General features: G+C 72.7%; 23 protein-coding genes. 17 read left to right on the top strand and 6 right to left on the bottom strand.

Annotation, left to right across the window (positions count from 1 at the left end):
- Positions 1-226: 226 nt before the first annotated feature.
- The 4 genes from V7S47_RS21450 (at position 227) to V7S47_RS21435 (ending at position 4527) form a co-directional block, all read left to right on the top strand.
- On the top strand, positions 227-1507 hold the full coding sequence (locus V7S47_RS21450) for an ammonium transporter (protein WP_336563480.1): 1281 nt from the start codon (positions 227-229) through the stop codon (positions 1505-1507).
- Entirely contained in the window at positions 1504-1842 is a 339-nt protein-coding gene (locus V7S47_RS21445) for a P-II family nitrogen regulator (protein ID WP_090852848.1), read from the top strand. Before V7S47_RS21450 ends, V7S47_RS21445 begins: the two co-directional genes overlap by 4 nt.
- 109 nt (positions 1843-1951) lie before the next feature.
- Positions 1952-2290 (top strand): P-II family nitrogen regulator, encoded by a 339-nt coding sequence (locus V7S47_RS21440; RefSeq protein ID WP_336563479.1) that lies wholly within the window; start codon positions 1952-1954, stop codon positions 2288-2290.
- Positions 2291-2307: 17 nt separating this feature from the next.
- The gene (locus V7S47_RS21435) at positions 2308-4527 is read left to right on the top strand and encodes a [protein-PII] uridylyltransferase (RefSeq protein ID WP_336563478.1); all 2220 of its coding nucleotides are present in this window, start codon (positions 2308-2310) and stop codon (positions 4525-4527) included.
- Here the strand turns inward: V7S47_RS21435 and V7S47_RS21430 are convergent.
- A complete protein-coding gene (locus V7S47_RS21430) occupies positions 4508-4789 on the bottom strand; it encodes a hypothetical protein (RefSeq protein ID WP_336563477.1) in 282 nt (93 codons plus the stop codon). The genes V7S47_RS21435 and V7S47_RS21430 overlap by 20 nt on opposite strands.
- Positions 4790-4858: 69 nt before the next feature.
- On the opposite strand from V7S47_RS21430, the gene ffh reads away from it, so the two are divergent.
- From ffh to V7S47_RS21415, 3 genes are read left to right on the top strand one after another with little or no spacing between them, the layout of a single operon-like run.
- Positions 4859-6424, top strand: coding sequence for a signal recognition particle protein (ffh, locus tag V7S47_RS21425; RefSeq protein ID WP_336563476.1), 1566 nt, complete (start codon positions 4859-4861; stop codon positions 6422-6424).
- Between the two features lie 28 nt (positions 6425-6452).
- On the top strand, positions 6453-6821 hold the full coding sequence (locus V7S47_RS21420) for a hypothetical protein (protein ID WP_336563475.1): 369 nt from the start codon (positions 6453-6455) through the stop codon (positions 6819-6821).
- 10 nt (positions 6822-6831) lie between these two features.
- On the top strand, positions 6832-7911 hold the full coding sequence (locus tag V7S47_RS21415; protein WP_336563474.1) for an amidohydrolase family protein: 1080 nt from the start codon (positions 6832-6834) through the stop codon (positions 7909-7911).
- On the opposite strand, the gene V7S47_RS21410 is transcribed toward V7S47_RS21415, so the two are convergent.
- The 3 genes from V7S47_RS21410 to V7S47_RS21400 are packed head-to-tail and all read right to left on the bottom strand — an operon-like array spanning position 7908 to position 10291.
- Entirely contained in the window at positions 7908-8720 is an 813-nt protein-coding gene (locus V7S47_RS21410) for a VanW family protein (protein ID WP_336563473.1), read from the bottom strand. The two genes, V7S47_RS21415 and V7S47_RS21410, sit on opposite strands and share 4 nt — an antisense overlap.
- 36 nt (positions 8721-8756) lie before the next feature.
- Positions 8757-9689, bottom strand: a complete 933-nt coding sequence (locus V7S47_RS21405; protein ID WP_336563472.1) for a response regulator — start codon at positions 9687-9689, stop codon at positions 8757-8759.
- 38 nt (positions 9690-9727) lie between these two features.
- A complete protein-coding gene (locus V7S47_RS21400) occupies positions 9728-10291 on the bottom strand; it encodes a hypothetical protein (protein ID WP_336563471.1) in 564 nt (187 codons plus the stop codon).
- Positions 10292-10473: 182 nt separating this feature from the next.
- Here V7S47_RS21400 and rpsP point away from each other — a divergent pair, with 182 nt between their 5' ends.
- From rpsP to V7S47_RS21365, 7 genes are all read left to right on the top strand, one after another.
- Positions 10474-10995, top strand: a complete 522-nt coding sequence (rpsP, locus tag V7S47_RS21395; RefSeq protein ID WP_336563470.1) for a 30S ribosomal protein S16 — start codon at positions 10474-10476, stop codon at positions 10993-10995.
- A 5-nt stretch (positions 10996-11000) separates the two neighbouring features.
- Positions 11001-11243, top strand: coding sequence for an RNA-binding protein (locus V7S47_RS21390; RefSeq protein ID WP_090852813.1), 243 nt, complete (start codon positions 11001-11003; stop codon positions 11241-11243).
- An 80-nt stretch (positions 11244-11323) separates the two neighbouring features.
- Positions 11324-11866, top strand: a complete 543-nt coding sequence (gene rimM, locus V7S47_RS21385) for a ribosome maturation factor RimM (protein WP_336563469.1) — start codon at positions 11324-11326, stop codon at positions 11864-11866.
- Positions 11867-11871: 5 nt separating this feature from the next.
- Positions 11872-13035, top strand: a complete 1164-nt coding sequence (gene trmD / locus V7S47_RS21380; RefSeq protein ID WP_336563468.1) for a tRNA (guanosine(37)-N1)-methyltransferase TrmD — start codon at positions 11872-11874, stop codon at positions 13033-13035.
- 193 nt (positions 13036-13228) lie between these two features.
- Positions 13229-13579 carry a 50S ribosomal protein L19 gene (rplS, locus tag V7S47_RS21375; RefSeq protein WP_090852808.1) on the top strand — a complete coding sequence of 117 codons (351 nt, stop codon included), beginning with the start codon at positions 13229-13231 and terminating at the stop codon, positions 13577-13579.
- Between the two features lie 36 nt (positions 13580-13615).
- Positions 13616-14416 carry a signal peptidase I gene (gene lepB, locus V7S47_RS21370; RefSeq protein ID WP_336563467.1) on the top strand — a complete coding sequence of 267 codons (801 nt, stop codon included), beginning with the start codon at positions 13616-13618 and terminating at the stop codon, positions 14414-14416.
- Between the two features lie 10 nt (positions 14417-14426).
- Entirely contained in the window at positions 14427-15167 is a 741-nt protein-coding gene (locus V7S47_RS21365; RefSeq protein ID WP_336563466.1) for a ribonuclease HII, read from the top strand.
- Here the strand turns inward: V7S47_RS21365 and V7S47_RS21360 are convergent.
- Together V7S47_RS21360 and V7S47_RS21355 are read right to left on the bottom strand one after the other, a co-directional pair.
- On the bottom strand, positions 15099-15833 hold the full coding sequence (locus tag V7S47_RS21360) for a YqjF family protein (RefSeq protein ID WP_336563465.1): 735 nt from the start codon (positions 15831-15833) through the stop codon (positions 15099-15101). The genes V7S47_RS21365 and V7S47_RS21360 overlap by 69 nt on opposite strands.
- A complete protein-coding gene (locus V7S47_RS21355; protein ID WP_336563464.1) occupies positions 15830-17053 on the bottom strand; it encodes an NAD(P)/FAD-dependent oxidoreductase in 1224 nt (407 codons plus the stop codon). Before V7S47_RS21355 ends, V7S47_RS21360 begins: the two co-directional genes overlap by 4 nt.
- A gap of 83 nt (positions 17054-17136) precedes the next feature.
- Here V7S47_RS21355 and V7S47_RS21350 point away from each other — a divergent pair, with 83 nt between their 5' ends.
- The 3 genes from V7S47_RS21350 (at position 17137) to V7S47_RS21340 (ending at position 19718) form a co-directional block, all read left to right on the top strand.
- Positions 17137-17445 (top strand): DUF2469 domain-containing protein, encoded by a 309-nt coding sequence (locus V7S47_RS21350; RefSeq protein ID WP_090852798.1) that lies wholly within the window; start codon positions 17137-17139, stop codon positions 17443-17445.
- Between the two features lie 66 nt (positions 17446-17511).
- A complete protein-coding gene (locus tag V7S47_RS21345; RefSeq protein WP_336563463.1) occupies positions 17512-17979 on the top strand; it encodes a TadE family protein in 468 nt (155 codons plus the stop codon).
- A complete protein-coding gene (locus V7S47_RS21340; protein WP_336563461.1) occupies positions 17979-19718 on the top strand; it encodes a pilus assembly protein TadG-related protein in 1740 nt (579 codons plus the stop codon). Before V7S47_RS21345 ends, V7S47_RS21340 begins: the two co-directional genes overlap by 1 nt.
- Positions 19719-19764: the final 46 nt, after the last annotated feature.

Below are 19764 nucleotides of genomic sequence, written 5' to 3'. Positions count from 1 at the left end.
TCTCCAGCTCTGCTTCGGCATCCGTCGCGCCGATGTGGTGCCGAAATGTCGAAGTAACACCGACCCGAGGTCTGTTACGACGACGAAACATGAACCGGGTGGTGGCGAAACCTCGGGCCAAGAAGGTGTGGGTCGAACAGGGCGAGCCCGGGTCGACAGCGTTGTCGTCCCCGCCGCCTTCCCGTTTTGTTTCCCTGGAGGTTCTGTGGACGGCTATTACGCCTTCATGCTGATCGCGACAGCGCTGGTCCTGATGATGACGGTGCCGGCCCTGGCCCTCTTCTACGGCGGCATGTCGCGGTCGAAGTCCGTGCTGAACATGATGATGATGTCGTACGTCGCGGCCGCCATCGTCGGCATCCTGTACGTCGCGGTCGGCTGGTCGATCGGCTTCGGCGGTGACGGCATCTTCTTCGCCAACCCGTTCGAGCTGTTCTGGCTCGACGGTGTCACCACCGACGCCTACATCGGCGTGATGTTCCAGATGACCTTCGCGATCATCACCGTCGCGCTGATCAGCGGCGCGGTCGCCGACCGCATGAAGTTCTCCGCCTGGGTGGTCTTCACCCCGATCTGGGCGCTGCTCTGCTACTTCCCGATGGCCCACATGGTCTTCAGCTGCACCGACGACTCGCTCATCTGCGGCAAGATCGGCGCGCAGGACTACGCGGGTGGCACGGCCGTCCACATCAACGCCGGTATCGCCGCGCTCGTGCTGGTGCTCCTGCTCGGCAAGCGGATCGGCTTCGGCAAGGAGCCGATGCGTCCGCACAACCTGACCCTCACCATGCTCGGTGCCGGTCTGCTCTGGTTCGGCTGGTACGGCTTCAACGTCGGCTCCATCGTCTTCGGTGGCGAGAGCCCCGAGGCCGACATGGAGCAGTTCTTCGCCGAGACCGGTCGCACCTTCGGCAACACCACCCTGGCCGCCATGGCCGCGATCCTGGGCTGGCTGCTGGTCGAGCGGTTCCTGCACGGCAAGGCCACCTCGCTCGGCGCCGCGTCCGGCATCGTCGCGGGCCTGGTCGCCATCACCCCGGCCGCCGGTGCGGTCGACCTGAGTGGTGCGGTCGCCATCGGTGCCATCGCCGGTGCGGTCTGCGCCTGGGCCGTGGGCCTGAAGTTCAAGCTCGGGTACGACGACTCGCTCGACGTCGTGGGCGTCCACCTGGTCGGCGGCATCATCGGCACCGTCCTGATCGGTGTCTTCTCGACGTCCGACGGTGCGGGCGGCGTCGACGGCCTCCTCTACGGCGGCGGCATCGACTCGCTGGTCGACCAGATCCTGGGTGTCCTGGTGGCCATCGTCTACGTCACCGTGATCACCACGATCATCGGTCTGGCCATCAAGTACACGCTGGGCCTGCGGATCACCGACGAGGCCGAGGTCGAGGGCATCGACTTCGACCAGCACGGCGAGACGGCGTACGACCTGCACACCAGCCTCTCCAGCAGCGGCACCGGCGTCATCGCCGCCGCCACGAAGTCGGAAGGGACGCACGTATGAAGCTCGTGACCGCGGTGATCAAGCCGCACAAGTGGGAGGACGTCCGCGAGGCGCTCGAGACCTTCGGCGTGACGGGCATGACCGTCAGCGAGGTCAGCGGCTACGGCCGCCAGAAGGGCCACACCGAGGTCTACCGCGGCGCTGAGTACGACATCGCCCTGGTCCCGAAGATCCGCATCGAGATCGTCGTCGACAACGACGACGCCGACGACGTGGTCGGGATCATCGTCAAGACGGCCCAGACCGGCCGGATCGGTGACGGGAAGGTGTGGGTCAGCCCCATCGAGACCGTCGTCCGCGTCCGCACCGGCGACCGGGACGAAGCGGCGCTGTGATCCACCGGCGGCCCGGCTCCCTGCCCAGGGAGCCGGGCCGCCGTCTTCTCCGGCCCGGACTCGGGCATGATTCGTCCCGTCGTCCCACACCTGTGCACAAGGGGTACACATGAAGCTCGTGACCGCGGTCATCAAGCCGCACAAGTGGGAGGACGTCCGCGTCGCCCTGGAGTCGGTCGGCGTGACGGGCATGACCGTCAGCGAGGTCAGCGGCTACGGCCGCCAGAAGGGCCACACCGAGGTCTACCGCGGTGCCGAGTACGACATCGCCCTGGTCCCGAAGATCCGCCTGGAGATCGTCGTCAGCGACGGCGACGTCGAGGCCGTCGTCGACGCGGTCCGCACGAGCGCCGAGACCGGCAAGATCGGCGACGGCAAGGTGTGGGTCTCGCCCGTCGACTCGGTGCTGCGCGTGCGCACCGGCGACCGCGACGACGCGGCGCTCTGAGACATGACCCGAGCCGCGTGACCGCTGCTGATCGCGCCCGTCGTACCTTCGAGGCCGACGCGCTCTGCGCCACGGCGTACGCCGACTGCGGGGGACCGGACTCCGGCGTCGCCCTGGTCGCCGTCGGCGGCTACGGACGCGGCGAGCTGGCCCCGCACTCCGACCTCGACGTGGTCCTGGTCAGCGCCGAGGGCGTAGACCTCGGCGAGCTGGCCGCCAAGATCTGGTACCCGCTGTGGGACTCCGGCGCCACCATCGACCACTCGGTCCGCACCTTCCCCGAGATGGTCGCCGCGGCCGACGGGGACCTGCGGGTCGTGCTGGGGCTGCTCGACATCCGGCACCTCGCCGGGGACCCGCACCTCACGCTGCGGCTGCGCACCACGATGCTCGCGCAGTGGCGCCGGCAGGCCCTCGACCGGCTGCCCGCGCTGCAGGAGCTGGTCCGGGGCCGCCACCAGCTGATGGGCGAGCTCGCGCACCTGTCGGTGCCGGACCTGAAGGAGTCCGAGGGCGGCCTGCGCGATGCGACCGTGCTCAAGGCGCTGGTCGCGACCTGGCTGGTCGACGTACCGCACGTCGAGCTCGAGCAGAGCCGGCAGGCGCTCCTCGACGTGCGCGACCTGGTGCACGCCATCGCCGGCCGCGCGACCGACCGGATCGCGCCCGAGACGTGGGACGTGCTGGCCGACGACCTCGGTGTCGCCGACGCGCGCGCCGCCCAGGTGCACGTGCGCGAGCTCGGCCGCCGGATCACCCATCTCTCCCGACTCACGTGGCGCCGGGTCGACGACCGGCTCAAGCGGCCGTCGGCCGTCGGCGCCCGCAAGCCCTCGCTCACCCCGGTCGCGGCCGGCGTCGCGCTGGCTGCCGGCGAGGTCGTGCTCGACCGGCGCGCCCGGCCCGCGGAGGACCCCGCCCTGCTGCTGCGTGCCGCAGCGGCGGCCGCCGAGAACGACGCCCTGCTCGCGCCCGCGACCGCGGCCCGGTTGGCGCGCGAGTGCGCCGCGCTGCCCGATCCCTGGCCCGCGGAGGCCCGTCAGCTGCTGGTGCGGCTGCTGGCGTCCGGACGCGGCCTGCTCGCCGTGTGGGAGACCCTCGAGGAGACCGGCGCCCTCGCGCAGGTACTGCCCGAGTGGGAGCGGATCCGGCTCCTCCCGCACGCCTCGGTCATCCACCGGTTCACCGTCGACCGGCACGTCGTCGAGACCTGCATCGAGGCCTCGGCCCTGATCCGCACGGTCGGTCGGCCCGACGCACTGATGGTCGCCGCGCTGCTGCACGACATCGGCAAGGGCAGCCTCACCGAGCACAGCGTCGCCGGCGAGCCGATCGCGCGGAGCATCGCCACCCGCCTCGGCTTCGACGCCGCCGCGGTCGACCGGATCGCGACCCTGGTGCGATGGCACCTGCTGCTCGCCGAGACCGCGACCACCCGCGACCCCGACGATCCGGCCACCGTCGACCTGGTCGCGTCGCGGGTCGGCGACCCGGAGACGATGACGCTGCTCACCGCGCTCACCGAGGCCGACGCGCGGGCCACGTCGCCCAAGGCGTGGTCGTCCTGGCGCTCCGGGCTGATCCTGGACCTGGCCCGCCGTACCCGTGCGGCGCTCGACGCAGGCTCGACGCTCCCCACGATCGTGACCGACGAGGTGTCGATCCCGCGCGAGGTCGCCGGGGGAGCGCTGTCGCTGAGCGTCGAGCCGCTGGAGGACGGGGCCCGGGTGACCGCGATCGCCCAGGACCGGGTCGGGCTGCTGGCCGATCTGGCCGCCCTCTTCGCGCTCCACCGGGTGCCGGTGCGCGCCGCCCGCGCCTGGGCGCAGGACCAGTACGGCGTGTCGGTCTGGGAGGTCGGCGAGGGCCGGGTCGAGCCGGCGGTCCTCCGGCAGACCTACGAGGCGGTCCGCGACGGCCGGACCGACCCGGCCACCCGGCTGCGCCCCACCGCGGAGCGCTCCCTGGCCCCGACGGTCGTCGTCCGGCCCGAGGCCTCGGACCAGGCCACGGTGCTGGAGGTGCGCGCCGAGGACCGGCCGGGCGTCGTCTACCTCGTCTGCGCGGCCCTGGCCCGCATGGACGTGGCGGTGCGGTCGGCGCACGTCGACACGCTCGGCCCGCAGGCGGTGGACGTGTTCTACCTGCAGGAGGCGTCGGCGGGCGCGCTCAGCGACCAGCGCGCGGCCGAGGCCGCGCACGCCGTACGCGCGGCGCTCACGAGCGAGGGCGCCTGACCGTCGCCCGGCCGGTGGTCAGGTCGACCCGGACCGGGCGGTCGTCCTCGCCGGGCGAGGGGACGGCCTCCGCCTGGTGCTCGCGGGAGTCCAGATCGCGGTTCGCCCGGTCGCGGGCGGGCTCGAAGACCTCGACGAACACCCCGAACGGGTCGCCGCCCGTGGAGCCGTCCCCACCGGCCATCAGCATCCGGTGGCTGGCCCACACGACGAGACCGAGGGCGAGCACGCCACCCGTCACCTCCAGCAGGACCCACACCATGCGGCCAGGATAGGTCTCCACAGTTAGGCTGGGGGTTCGCCACGACCCTCTCGATCGCCGAGGACTCTCTTGTTCGCCACTCTCTCCGACCGGCTCGCCGACACCTTCAAGAACCTGCGGGGGAAGGGTCGGCTCTCCGAGGCCGACATCGACGCCACCGCGCGCGAGATCCGGATCGCGCTGCTCGAGGCCGACGTCGCCCTGCCCGTCGTCAAGGAGTTCGTGGCGTCGGTCAAGGAGCGGGCCCGCGGCGAGGAGGTCAGCGGCGCGCTGAACCCCGCCCAGCAGGTCGTGAAGATCGTCCACGAGGAGCTCGTGGCCATCCTCGGCGGCGAGACCCGCCGGCTGCGCTACGCCAAGACCGGTCCGACCGTCATCATGCTGGCCGGGCTCCAGGGTGCCGGCAAGACGACCCTGGCGGGCAAGCTCGCGCTCTGGCTCAAGGAGCAGGGCAAGACCCCGATGCTGGTGGCCTGCGACCTGCAGCGCCCCAACGCGGTGACTCAGCTGCAGGTCAACGGCGAGCGGGTCGGCGTACCCGTCTTCGCGCCCGAGCCCGGCAACGGCGTCGGCGACCCGGTCGCCGTCTCGCGCGCGTCGATCGAGGAGGCCAAGCGCAAGCTCCACGACGTCGTCATCATCGACACCGCCGGCCGCCTCGGTGTCGACGCCGAGCTGATGAAGCAGGCCGCCGACATCCGCGACGCCGTCCAGCCCGACGAGGTGCTCTTCGTCGTCGACGCGATGATCGGTCAGGACGCCGTCTCGACGGCCCAGGCCTTCCTCGACGGCGTCGGGTACGACGGCGTCGTCCTCACCAAGCTCGACGGTGACGCCCGCGGTGGAGCCGCGCTGTCGATCGCCTCGATCACCGGCAAGCCGGTCATGTTCGCCTCGGCGGGCGAGAAGGCGACCGACTTCGACCTCTTCCACCCTGACCGGATGGCCTCGCGCATCCTCGACATGGGCGACATGCTCACCCTGATCGAGCAGGCCGAGAAGACCTTCGACCAGGAGCAGGCCCTCAAGGCCGCCCAGAAGCTCAGCGGCCAGGGCGGCGAGTTCACCCTCGACGACTTCCTGCAGCAGATGCAGCAGGTCCGCAAGCTCGGCTCGATGTCGAAGATCATGGGGATGCTGCCCGGGATGGGGCAGTTCCGCGAGCAGCTCGAGAACTTCGACGAGCGCGAGATCGACCGCATCGAGGCGATCATCCGCTCGATGACGCCGGCCGAGCGTGACAACCCCAAGATGATCGACGGCTCCCGCCGGGCCCGCATCGCCCGCGGCTCCGGCCGCCAGGTCTCCGACGTCAACCAGCTCGTCGACCGCTTCTTCGAGGCGCGCAAGATGATGATGCAGATGGCCAAGGGCGGCGGGATGCCCGGCATGCCGGGGATGCCGGGGATGCCCGGCCTCGGTGGTGGCCGCGGCAAGACCAAGCCGCAGCCGAAGAAGGGCAAGGGCGCCAAGCGCTCCGGCAACCCCGCCAAGGCCGCCCAGCAGGCCGCCGCCGAGAAGGAGAAGGCCGCCTCCGCCGGCAACCCCTTCGGCAACCCGGCCGAGCCGATCGACTACGAGAAGGCCGCCTCCGAGCTGAACCTGCCGAAGGACTTCTCGAAGTTCCTGAAGTGAGACTCTCCGGCCCCCGGATCAGCCCTCGATGAGCACGGTGCTGGTGGTCGACGGGGCCAACGTGGTCGGCAGCCGCCCGGACGGGTGGTGGAAGGACCGGGCCGGGGCGGCGCGGCGGCTGCACGAGGGGCTGCTGGTCGCGGACACGCCGTACGACGCGGTGGTGCTGGTCCTTGAGGGGGCGGCCAAGGGCGGCGTGAAGGCGGGCCGGGACGCTCACGTGCGCACCGTGCACGCTCCGAAGGACGGCGACGCCACCATCGTCGCCGAGACCCGTGCCGCCGCCGAGCGCGGCGACCGGGTCACGGTCGTCACCGCCGACCGGATGCTCCAGGCCCAGGTGCAGGGTCTCGGTGCGCTCGCCCTCGGGCCCGGCTGGCTGCTCGACCAGCTGTAGCGTCCGATCCATGACGGATCCCGCGTTGCGCGTCCACGGCCCGGTCCTGCCCGACGGCGAGGTGCGGGACCTGTACGTCGTCGACGGTCGCGTCACCTACGAGCGGCCGGCCGGCGCGGAGCTGGTGGCGGAGGGCTGGGTGCTCCCGGGTCTGGTCGACGCGCACAACCACCTCGGTCTCGACGACGGGGGAGCGGTCGACGACGCGGAGGTCGAGCGGCAGGCCCTCGCGGACCGTGACGCCGGGGCGCTGCTGCTGCGCGACTGCGGGTCGCCGGCCGACACCCGCTGGGTGCAGGAGCGCGACGACCTGCCGCGGCTGATCCGGGCCGGGCGTCACCTCGCGCGCACCAAGCGCTACATCCGGAGCTTCGGCCACGAGGTCGAGCCCGACGACCTGCCGTCGTACGCCGCTGAGCAGGCGCGGGCGGGCGACGGCTGGGTCAAGCTGGTCGGCGACTGGATCTCCCGTGACGAGGGCGACCTGGCCCCGTCGTTCCCCGCCGAGACCTTCGCGGCCGCGATCGCGGCGGCGCATGCCGAGGGCGCCCGAGTGACCGCCCACTGCTTCGGTCGCGACGTCCTGCCCGGGCTCCTCGAGTCGGGGATCGACTGCATCGAGCACGGCACCGGACTCGGCCTCGACCAGGTCGAGCAGATGGCCGCGGCCGGAGTCGCGCTGGTGCCGACCGTCATGCAGACGCAGAAGTTCCCGGGCTTCGCCGAGGCCGGGCGCGAGCGGTTCCCGGCGTACGCCTCGACGATGGAGGACCTCTACGCGCACCGGCGCGAGGTCTTGATGAGCGCCTGGGAGGCCGGCGTCGCGCTGTACGTCGGCAGCGACGGTGGCGGTCCCGCCCGCCACGGCCACCTGGCCGGCGAGGTGCTGGCCATGGTCGAGCTCGGTCTGCCCGCCGCCGACGTCGTGGCCGCGGCCTCCTGGCGCGCGCGCGAGTGGCTGGGCTTCGACGCGACCCTGGCCGAGGGTGCCCCGGCCGACTTCCTGGTCCTCGACCGCGACCCCGTCACCGACCCGTCGGTGCTCTACGCGCCCTCGCGGGTCGTGCTGCGCGGCCGGGTCGTGGCCTAGGCCTCGCGGACCAGCGCGGGGTCCGGGTCGTAGAGCACCCGCGCCGACGTACGACGGACCAGTTCGGCGCGAACCTGCCCGCTGGTCGTTCGGGAGCGCACCGTCCGCCAGATCTCGTTGCGCCGGTGCACCACGCCGTCGAGACGGACGAACTCCTCGCCGCGCGCCTCGACCACGTAGGTGTCAGGGAGCAGACGGTCGGTGCGCAGCTCGCCGTGGAGGTGTCGCTGCCCGACCCAGGTCCGCAGCTGGAAGGTGGTGGTGGTGTCGTTGCGGACCACCAGGTCGACGTAGTTGTAGGCGATCGTGCAGCCCACGCCCCAGGGGACGACGCGCTGGTGGTCGGGGAACGGGTCGACGCTGTGCTCGGAGCGCTCGACGACGGTCAGGGGTGAGTGCAGGACCAGCCAGTGCACCAGGTTGGCCAGCTGGCAGAGGCCGCCGCCGACGCCGGCCGCGGGACGGCCGTCGAGGAGGCGCAGGCCGTCGACGTACCCCTTGCGGCGGGTGGCGTTGCCGATCGTCCGGTTGAACGAGAGGGTCTGGCCCGGCTGCAGCACCACGCCGTCCAGGCGGGCCGCGGCGAGGCGGAGGTTGACCACCTTGCCGTGCTGGAGGGCCGGGTCGACCCCCGGGAGCGCGCGCAGCAGCAGCGAGCGGTGGCGGAAGGCGCGCGCCGGCAGCGCCCGGGTACGACGCTCCCGCGCCCAGTCGGTCCCGGGTCGGCACCACGCCAGCCGACGGCGGGCGCGGTGGACCGCGGCGGCGAACGGCCGTAGCCACGGGTGGCGGCGGGAGAGCGCGGTCATGCCGCTGGGACGCGCTGGCGGACGCGTAAGTTGCGGCTACTCCGGGCGGACCAGCCGGAACTTCGACCCCGGACGGGCCTCGATCCAGCGCGGCGTCAGGTGCCGCTCGCCGAGCCGGTTGAGCAGGTTCTCCATCAGCGACTCGACCCAGTCGCGGTCCTGGTAGGCCTGCGTGTGGGTGGTCTCCTCGGTCTCACCGCGCAGCCGGAGCGCCAGATAGCGCGCCGAGCGGGTCCGGGTGCCCGAGTAGAGCATCAGCTGCAGCAGGTCGAACTGTCGCGGGTTGAGGTCGACCAGACGGTCGTCGACGACGACCAGGCTGCGGGCCGGGTTGATCCGCAGACCGTAGAACTCGATCCAGCTGCCGACGAACCGCATGCCGAGCTGCAGCATGCCGTCGCGCCCGTCCTCGCCCACGTCGTCGGCGTCGCGCTCCTCGGGCTCCGGCTGGGCCGGCAGCACCTCGAGCGGTACGACGGGCGGCCGCACCCCGGCGACGACCTGGCGGTGGTACGCCGAGCGCTCCGCGTCCTCGTCGGCCGCGGCCCACATCGCGGCGACCGGCTGGGCGGCGAAGGTCGTGACGGGGCGGCGGGCCACCGCGGCGAGCCGCGCCTGCAGTTCGCGGGGCCGGATCGGCTTCGGGACGTAGTCGTCGGCGCCGGCGTCGAAGCCGGCCAGGATGTCGTGCTCGGCGGAACGGGTGCTGATGATGACGATGTAGGTGCCGCTGAACTCTCGGATCCGCCGGGTCGTCTCGAGGCCGTCCATGCCGGGCATCGACACGTCGATGGTGGTCAGGGCCGGCTGGTGCACCCGGGCCAGCTCGGTGCCCTCGGCGCCGTTGACCGCGGTGATGACGGAGAAGCCGGCCTGTGACAGGACCAGGTCGAGCAGGTCGGTGGTGTCCTCGTCGTCCTCGATGACCAGCGCCACGGGGGCGGTGGACGGAGCGGGCGCGATGGACATGCGTGCACCTTCGGCAGGTCACGCCGGATCGTGAGGACTTAGCGCCGCGTCGTCGCGCGCGTCGACCAGAGGATGCCGGTGACGAGCAGCACGACCAGCCCGAGTCCGCCGAGCACCAGGGGTACGGCGATGGTCAGCGCCAGGCCCAGGCCGAAGCTGCCCAGGCTGGGCGCGGGTCCGATCTCCACCTGCACCGGGACCGTCCCGGCGCCGGTGCAGGTCACGTCGAGCCGGCCCGAGCCGGGCTCGAACAAGGCCGCGCCGGCCCACTCCTCGCCCCCGGTCGAGCGCCGGAAGTCGCCGGTGGGGCTGCGCAGGCCCGCGACCGGGTCGCCGGTGGCGGCGTCCACGATCCGGCAGGTCGGGTCGTCGTACCGCTCGTCGAACCACAGCATCCGGTCGCCGTCGGTGCCGACCTCCACGGCATGGGCCGTGCCGTCCGCGTCGACCGTGACGTCGGTGGACATGAAGCCGCTCAGGGTCCAGACGAACAGCCCGATGCCGCTGATCACGGCCGCGACGAGGAGGCCGCCGCCGAGCACGAACCACCACCACGACGGGCGCACCTTCGGCGTGGTCGGGGGCGGCGGGGGAGCGGTCATGGCGGGCATCGTGCCCGATTTCCCGGGCCCCACCCGCGTCTGGCAGAATCGTGCGCTGAGTCCTGCGCGTCCGGTCCCTCTCACCCGGTCGGGCAGAGCCCTTCGGAGGTCCTACCCCCGGTGTTCCCCACCTGGTTGCGGGGCCGCCACCCACACCAAATTCCTGAGGAGACACCACAACCGTGGCCGTCAAGATCCGTTTGAAGCGCCTGGGCAAGGTCCGGGTGCCGCAGTACCGCATCGTCGTCGTCGACTCGCGCAAGAAGCGCGACGGCAAGGTCATCGAGGAGATCGGCAAGTACCACCCCAAGGAGGACCCGTCGTACATCGACGTCGTCTCCGAGCGGGCGCAGTACTGGCTGGGCGTCGGCGCGCAGCCGACCGAGGCCGTCGAGGCGATCCTCAAGGTCACCGGCGACTGGCAGACCTACAAGGGTCTCCCGGGCACCGAGGGCACCCTGAAGGTCAAGGAGCCGAAGCGCTCCAAGCTCGACATCTTCAACGAGGCCCTCGCCGAGGCCCACGGCTCCGGCTCGTCCGACGCCGTGACCAAGAAGGCCACCACCAAGAAGGCCGAGAAGGCCGAGAAGGTGGAGAAGACCGAGGAGCCGAAGGCCGAGGAGACCCCCGAGGTCGCCGCCGGTCAGACGCCTGAGGACGCCACCGTCGAGGCCGAGGCGGCCGAGACCAAGAGCGAGGCCTGAGCGCCATGCTCGCCGACGCTCTCGAGCACCTGGTCCGGGGTGTCGTCGACAACCCCGACGACGTCTCGGTCCGCGACAAGCAGCTCCGTCGCGGCTCGGTCCTCGAGGTCCGGGTCCACCCCGACGACCTCGGCAAGGTGATCGGCCGGGGCGGTCGGACCGCCTCGGCGTTCCGCACCGTCATCTCCGCGCTCGCCGGCAAGGGCGGCGCGCGGATCGACTTCGTGGACGTCGACCGGCGCCGCTGAGCAGCGTCACGCACGAACCGCTCGACTGGGTGTCGCCCTCCGGGGCGGCACCCAGTCGGCATATCTGGAGGAGCGCAGGGTTGGAGACCATCGAGGTCCTGGTCGGCCGGATCGGCAAGGCCCACGGCATCCGCGGCGACGTCACGGTCGACGTCCGCACCGACGAGCCCGACCGGCGCTTCGCGCCCGGATCGGTGCTCCGGGTGGAGGCGCCGCGCGGCTCGTCGAGCACGCTGCGCACCCTGACCGTCGAGCGTGCCCGCTGGCACTCCTCGCGACTGCTGGTGGTCTTCGAGGAGGTCCCCGACCGGACCGCCGCCGAGGGGGTGCGCGGGCTGCTGCTGCACGCCGAGGTCCCGGCCGACGAGTCGCCCGAGGACCCCGACGAGTACTACGACCACCAGCTGATCGGCCTGACGGCGTACGACGTCGACGGCCGGCTGCTCGGCGAGGTGACCTCGCTGCAGCACGGCGCGCAGGACCTGCTGTCCATCCGCACCCCGGAGGGGCGCGACACCCTGGTGCCCTTCGTCAAGGCGCTGGTGCCCGAGGTCGACGTGCGGGGCGGGCGCCTCGTGGTCGCCGACCGGCCGGGTCTGGTCACCCCGCTCGAGGACGACTGATCGGCGTGCGGCTCGACTACCTCACGATCTTCCCGGACTACCTCGCGCCGTTGCAGCTGTCGCTGCCGGGCAAGGCGGTGGCAGCCGGGCTGATCGAGGTGCACGTGCACGACCTGCGCGGCTGGACGCGCGACCGGCACCGCACCGTCGACGACACGCCGTACGGCGGGGGCGCGGGCATGGTCCTGAAGCCCGAGCCGTGGGGCGAGGCGTTCGACGAGCTGCAGGTGGACGGCGCGACCGTGATCGTGCCCAGCCCGTCGGGGGAGCCGCTCACCCAGGCGCTGGCCCGCGAGCTGGCCACCCGGGAGCGGCTGGTCTTCGCCTGCGGGCGCTACGAGGGCATCGACCAGCGGGTGCTCGACCACGCCGCGACCCGCGCCGAGGTGCGCGAGGTGTCGATCGGCGACTACGTCCTCAACGGCGGCGAGGTGGCTGCGCTCGCGGTGACCGAGGCCGTCGTCCGGCTGCTGCCCGGGTTCATGGGCAACGCCGCCTCGCTGGTCGAGGAGTCGCACGAGGACGGACTGCTGGAGTACCCCGTCTACACCAAGCCCGCGTCGTGGCGCGGCCACGACGTGCCCGAGGTGCTCCTCGGCGGCAATCACGGCGCGATCGCCGCCTGGCGGCACGCACAGCAGCTCGCCCGGACCGCGGAGCGGCGTCCCGACTTGCTGCACGCGAGCGCGGTGGCCGGGCTCGCGGGGGAGTGGGAGATCGTCCCGGCCACCCGCGCCGACGGGCCCGAGCTCCTGGTGCTGCAGCGCGCCTGCTGGGTGCAGGAGGCCATCGCCAACGACTCCCTGGCCATCCCCGCGCTGCACGAGTCCCTCGACGACCTGCTGGCCTCCTTCGAGGCCTGGGACTGGTACGTCGTCCGCGCCGCCGGCCGGCTCGTGGGGGCGGTGCGCGGGCGGCTCGAGGGTGACGCCTGGGACATCGGCCGGGTCATGGTGGCGCCCGACCAGCAGGGCCGCGGGCTGGGCCGGGCGCTGCTCGAGCACGTCCAGCGGGTCGCCCCGCCGGCGGCGGCGTCGTACGTGCTGTTCACGGGGGCGGGCAGCACCGACAACCTGCGGATGTACAAGAAGGCCGGCTTCCGGCTGCGCCCCGACATCGAGCCGCCCCCGGGGGCGGTCGTGCTGACGAAGCGGATTACCGGGCGCTGAGGCGCCTGTGGCAGACTCACCCCTTGGTCCAGCCGGGCCGAAGGACCGCTCCGAGGAACACACGGAGGGTCTGCGTCGGGCCCCTGCCACAGGGGGAGCCCCGCGCCGCCGGCCACCTCGCCTGGTCCGACACCTGAACACGCACCACCATCCGACACCGCGGCTGACCTGTGGCACTCGCGAGGAGAACACCATGAGCAACATCGTCACCGAGCTCGGCGCCGCCTCGAAGCGCGACGACGTCCCCGCCTTCCGCGCGGGCGACACCATCAAGGTCCACGTGAAGGTCATCGAGGGCAGCCGCTCCCGTGTCCAGATCTTCCAGGGCGTCGTGATCCGCGTGCAGGGCTCCGGCATCGGCCGCACCTTCACCGTCCGCAAGGTCTCCTTCGGCGTCGGTGTCGAGCGGACCTTCCCGCTCAACTCCCCGATCTTCGAGCAGATCGAGATCGTCACCCGCGGTGACGTGCGCCGCGCGAAGCTCTACTACCTGCGCAACCTGCGCGGCAAGGCCGCCAAGATCAAGGAGCGCCGCGAGGCCTGAGGTCCGGCCCTTCAGGGGGCCACCTAGGATCTGCGCGTGACTTCCGAGGACCGCGGGACCCCGCCCGTCGACGACGACGGCGCCGGGGACCCGCGGTCCTCGTCCGTTCCGGCCGGACAGCCCACGCCGAAGCGCAAGCTGTCCGGGTGGCAGGAGACGATCCTGCTGCTGGTCGTGGCCGTGGCCCTGGCCGTGGTGGTGAAGTCGTTCTTCGTCCAGTCCTTCTACATCCCGTCGGAGTCGATGGAGCCCGGCCTGGTCATCAACGACCGGATCCTGGTGCAGAAGCCGTCGTACTGGTTCGGTGGCGAGCCGCAGCGCGGCGACGTCATCGTGTTCGAGGACCCGGGCGGCTGGCTGGACCCGATCTCGTCGGCGGGTCCCACCGGGACGATCCCGAAGGCCCTCGCCGCGGTCGGGCTCTACCCGACCGGTGGGCACCTCGTGAAGCGGGTGGTCGGCGTCGCCGGGGACACCATCGAGTGCTGCGACGAGCAGGGCCGGCTGATGATCAACGGGGTCGCCGTGGACGAGTCGGACTACGCGGTCCTCGACGGCGCGGCCTGCTACGGACCGATGCCGTCGCAGTGCGGCGAGGACTGGAAGGTCGGCCCGATCCCGGAGGGCAAGCTCTTCGTGATGGGCGACAACCGCCGTCACTCGGGCGACTCCTCGGCCAAGCTGGACCAGTGCGAGCCGGACGACGCCGGCTGCGATGCGCCGTACGTCGATGTCGACAGCGTCGTGGGCCGCCTGCTGGCCCGGGTCTGGCCGGCCAAGCGTTTCGACCTCACCAGCGGCGTCGACGCCTTCGACGACGTGCCCGCCCCCTCCTGAGCCCGCCGGCGTGAGCGTCCTGCCCCGCGGTGCGACGGTCCGGCGTGACGCCGGGCTGTACGGCTACGAGCGCGCCCTGCGCCGCCACGGCATCGCGCCGATCGCCGGCGTCGACGAGGCCGGGCGCGGAGCCTGCGCGGGACCGCTGGTCGCCGGCGCGGCGATCCTGCCCGAGGGAAAGGCCGGCATCGTGCCCGGGCTGGCCGACTCGAAGCTGCTGACGGCGGCCGCGCGTGAGCGCTGCTACGACCAGGTGGTACGACGGGCCGTGGCCTGGTCGGTCGTGGTCGTCGGGCACGAGGAGTGCGACCGGCTGGGCATGCATGTCGCCAACGTCGAGGCGCTGCGCCGGGCGGTGGCACTGCTCGACCTGCCGCCGGCGTACGTGCTGACCGACGGGTTCCCCGTCGACGGGCTCGGCGTACCGGGGCTGGCGGTCTGGAAGGGCGACCGGGTGGCCGCGTGCATCAGCGCCGCGTCGGTGCTGGCCAAGGTCACCCGCGACCGGATCATGACCGACCTCGACCGCGAGTGGCCGGCGTACGACTTCAAGACCCACAAGGGCTACATCACCGACGTCCACACCGCCGCGCTCCGCGAGCACGGGCCCTCGCCGGTGCACCGGATGCGCTTCGTGAACGTGCGCCGCGCAGCCGGGCTCGAACCGCCGCTGCCGGACCCGTCAGACCCGCTGCGGGAGCCCGAAGACCGTGCGCACCCCGCTGGAGAACAGGACCGAGTCGGGCGGTGAGTCGGTCAGGCCGGGCAGTCCGGCCGCGGCGACGAGCGTGTCCTCGACGACGACGGCGCGGGCGGACCGCAGCGGCCACGGGCCGTGGCTGTTCGGCACCCAGAGGGTCCGACCGGCCACCCTCGTGTGCAGCCCGAAGCGCGCGGTGAGGAACAGGTCCAGCGGGCTCGGCTCGGCAACGGGTCCACCGACCTCGACGTCGATGCGGCCGCCTGCTCCCGTGCGGCCCCGCCGCCGGGAGCGGTACGCGATGGTCCGGCCCTGCGGGTCGGGTCCCAGCCCGACGGGATCCACCCGGAGCCGTGCCCATTGGTACGGCACCCCGAAGCCGAGCCGGGCGGCCGCCACGACCGGGAGTCGGTCGGCCTCCAGGGACCGGAAGACGACGCCGCGCCGTCCGGCGTCGTCGACGGAGTAGAGCCGGACGTTCGTCTCCAGGAACGTGCCCAGGCGGGGGACCGGGCGGCCGCGCCCCAGCGCGGCGTCGACCATCCGGAACGGGATCAGCCCGACCCAGCTGCTGCCGTCGTGCACGTCGGGTCGCGTGCCGGCGGGCAGCAGCGGGGCGACCAGGTCGGGGTCGACACGCCAGTGCAGGAACGAGATGTCACGCCACCACTGGCTCATCACCTGCCGGGTGGGCAGCGGGGGACCCTGCGGGTTCACCGTCGGCTCCCGAGGGAGGCGGCGACCGCCCGCGCCGCCCGGGCCCCGGACACCAGCGCCCCCTGGATGGACCCGGTGTCCCGGTGGTCCCCGGCGACGAACAGCCCTCCGCCGAGGTTCACCGGCCGTCGTACCTCGGCCGGCGCGGGTTGGCGGGGCAGCGCGTGGGGGACGTCGTGGACCGTCACCAGGTCCCAGTCGCCGGTGGCGACCGACCAGAGCCGCTCCAGGTGCCGTCGTACGTCGGCCTCGGTGCTGTCGCTCGGCAGCAGCGTCGTGGCCTGCACCAGGTGCCGTCCGGCGGGCGCGTACGACGGTGCCACGGCCGACAGGACCGCGGAGTTCACGACCGGTCCGGCGCGGTGACCGTCGACCCGCAGGAAGGTCGGATCGGTCAGACCCTGGCCGGTCGCGAACCACCAGGTCCGCAAGCCCTTCATCGGGGTCGCGGCGAGGGGTGCCAGCTCGGCTGCGGAGACCGGGTCCGTCGCGACCACGACGGCGCGGGCCCGGTGGGAGCCGACCTCCGAGCGCACCTCACCCGGCCCGCGGATCTCGGTGACACGCGTCCGCAGGCGCAGGTCGAGGCCCCGGGCGAGCTGGTCGGGCAGCGCCTGCATCCCGTGCCCGGGCACGCCGGGGGTGGCGCGGACGAAGCTGCGCAGCAGCAGGCGCACGAAGGTGGCCGACGACGAGCCGTCGTCCTCGGCGAGGACGCCGGTGAGGAACGGCTCCAGCACCTCGTGCCCGAGCCGCCCGCTGACCCCGGCAGCGGCCAGCGACTCCGCCCGGCTGCGATCGGGGCCTGCCAGCAGTCGGGGCACGGAGCCGAGTGCGGGAGCGAGCCAGGCGAGGAGCCGACCGATCTCGAGCGGTCGGACGTAGCCGCTGCGCAGCGTCCGGCCGAGCAGCCGGGGGTGACGCAGCGGGTCGGCGACGATCGAGGAGCCGTCGTCCTGCGCGACCACCACGCCGCGGCCGAAGGTCCCGAGGTCCAGCGCGCCGACGTCGACGTGCCGGCGCAGGGCCGGGTAGGCGGGGTTGAGGAGCTGGAACCCGCGGTCGCAGCGGAACCCGTCGACGACGTCGGTCCGGACCCGGCCGCCGGGTGCGTCGCCCGCTTCCAGGACGACCGTCGTCAGGCCCCGGTCGCGCAGGCTCCGCGCGCACTGCAGCCCGGCCAGTCCCGCACCCACGACGACCACGTCGACCTCGTCCACCTCTCCACCATGACAGCCGGGTGTGCGCCGGCGCGCGGGACGCGGACCGGAGCGGTCCGCGACCGCAGGGATAGAGTCGGCGCGTGAGCGCCGAGGACCTCGAGAAGTACGAGACCGAGATGGAGCTGACGCTCTACCGCGAGTACCGCGACGTCGTCGGCATCTTCAAGTACGTCGTCGAGACGGACCGCCGGTTCTATCTCTGCAACCAGGTCGACGTGAAGGCGCGGACCGAGGCCGGCGAGGTGTTCTTCGAGGTCTCGATGAGCGACGCCTGGGTCTGGGACATGTACCGCCCGGCCCGGTTCGCGAAGAACGTGAAGGTGCTGACCTTCAAGGACGTGAACGTCGAGGAGCTCAACCCTTCGGACATCGATCCGCCCAAGCCGTAGCCCGAACGGGCCATATCGGCCCGGAGCCGTAGGCGGGACTCCGCCCCGAGACCTACGGTGCGGGGCGTGGAGGGACCCGGGCGGCGGCGTGCGCGCGAGGAGCGGGGTGCCGCGGCGCTGGAGTTCGCGCTCGTCGTGCCCTTCCTGCTCCTGATCGTCTTCGGGATCATCTCCTTCGGCTTCATGCTCGGCTTCCGGCAGTCGCTGAGCCAGGCGGCGACCGAGGGCGCGCGGGCCGCCGCGGTGCAGCTGGACCCGTCGGCGCGGACGGCCGACGCGACGGCGGCGGTCACCGACGCGCTGGCCGGAGTCGGCGTGACGTGCACGAGCGGGGTGCTCTTCCGCGATGCGACCGCCGCGGGGACCTGCGCGGTCGGGACTGCCACCGCCTGCGCAGGTGCGCCCGCCCACAACTGCGTGACGGTCACCCTCACCTACCGGTACGCCGCGAACCCCGCCGTCCCCTCGCTGCCCGGGGTCGGGGCTGCGATGCCCGACGAGCTGACCTACGCGGCCACGGTCAGGGTGAGCTGATGCTCGCCGCCCGACGGCGGGACGAGGAGGGCGCCGTCCTGCCGTTCGTCGCCGTGATCGTCGTCGTGCTGCTGCTGAGCGCCGCGATGGCGGTCGACCTGGGCCTGCAGCGGGTGGCCCGCGGTGACATGCAGGCCGTCGCCGACGCCGTCGCGCTCGACCTGGCCCGTGAGCTCGACGGCCGCGACGCGGCGACCCTCGGGCCGCTCATGCCGGCCCTCGCCACGGCGAGCCGTGACCGGAACCCGGACGCGGTCGGGGACGACCCCGCCCTCGACGTCGACCTGGGGGAGCTGGACGACCGGGGCGACTTCGTGCCGGTCACCGGCGTCGGCGTCCCGACGGCGGTCCGGGTGACCGCGCGGACCGCCGTCGACTTCGCCTTCGCGGGCGTGACCGGGATCGACCGGGGCCCGGCCGTCCGCTCCGCGGTCGGGGTGGCCGAGCTGGGGGCCTGCTTCCGGGTCGGCTCCTTCATCGCCCGCCTCGACAGCACGACCAGCCCGCTGCTCGACGTACTCCTCGGGACGATGCTGGGCACCGACCTGACCCTGAGCGCGGTCGACTACCACGGGCTCGCCGCGAGCGAGGTGACCCTCCTCGACCTCGTCGAGGTCGGGGGCCTGCAGGTGGGAAGCGTGGACGAGCTGCTGCAGCTCGACCAGCTCTCGGTCGGCCGGCTCTACCTCGCGGTGGCCAAGGTGCTGACCGCCCAGGGCGACCTGGCGGCCGCGACGCTGCTGCGGTCGATCAACGTCCACTCGACCACGCCGACGATCGCCGTCGCCGACCTGATCAGCGCCACCGCCAGCGATCGCGCAGCCCTGGACCTCGGCATCAACGTGCTGGACCTGGTCACCGGGGCGGCGTACGCCGCGGGCGCGGCGGCGGGTCACTCCCTCGTCGTCGACGACCTCGGGGTCCCCGGCCTGCTGGGTGCCTCGCTGGTTGTCACCGAGGCGCCGCAGATCGGTTGCGGCGGTCCCGGGACGACGGCGTCGACCGCCCAGGTGCGGCTCGACGTGCCGGTGACGATCCCGGGCAGCACCCTGGCCGTGGACGGGATCGGGTCGGTGACCCTCGCACCGACCACCCTCTCGGTCTCGATCGATCTCGGGCAGGCGGTCGCGGAGCTCCTCGACGTGACCTGCGGCCCGCAGGGCGCCCAGCGGCTCGATCTCCGGCTCGCCTCGGCTGTCGTGGGCGGTCTCGCGGTGACCGGGTCGACCGGGGTCAAGACCCAGGTCAAGCTGAAGCTCGTCGACGACCTCCTGACGGTGCTGCTGCAGGTCCTGGGCCTGAACGGACTGCTGGCGGGTCTGCCGACCATCGACGTCGACGTCGCGCTCGGCATCGGGGCGGGCACGCAGAGCAACGGTCACTCGACGCTGCTGCAGCTCCCGCTGCCGGCGTCGTACACGTCGCCGGTGGGGAGTGCCTCGGGCGTCGTCCTGGGCAACCCCGTCGTGCAGCCGGTCGTGGGCGCGAAGATCAGGGTCAACGTCCCCCAGCTGATCGGCCCGCCCAAGGTCACCGTCCTCGACGCGGGGCCGCTGTTCACCGGCGTCATGGACCCGATCCTGCAGCGGGTGCTCACCACGGTGGTCCAGCCGCTCCTGGCCACGCTGCAGACCGCGGTCGTGGCCCCGCTCGCGCATCTGCTCGGACTGCAGCTGGCCGGTGCCGACGTCTGGGCGCTACGGGAGCCGGTCTGCGGAGGCCCGCGGCTGCGCCAGTAGCCCGCCACGGACCACCTGTCGTCCACAGGCGGGTCTCCGGCACGGC

The organism is Nocardioides sp. CCNWLW216, assembly GCF_037120545.1.
Taxonomy (GTDB): domain Bacteria; phylum Actinomycetota; class Actinomycetes; order Propionibacteriales; family Nocardioidaceae; genus Nocardioides; species Nocardioides lianchengensis.
Note: the sequence above shows the minus strand (reverse complement) of the source record. Positions and strands in the feature narration are given on the sequence as shown.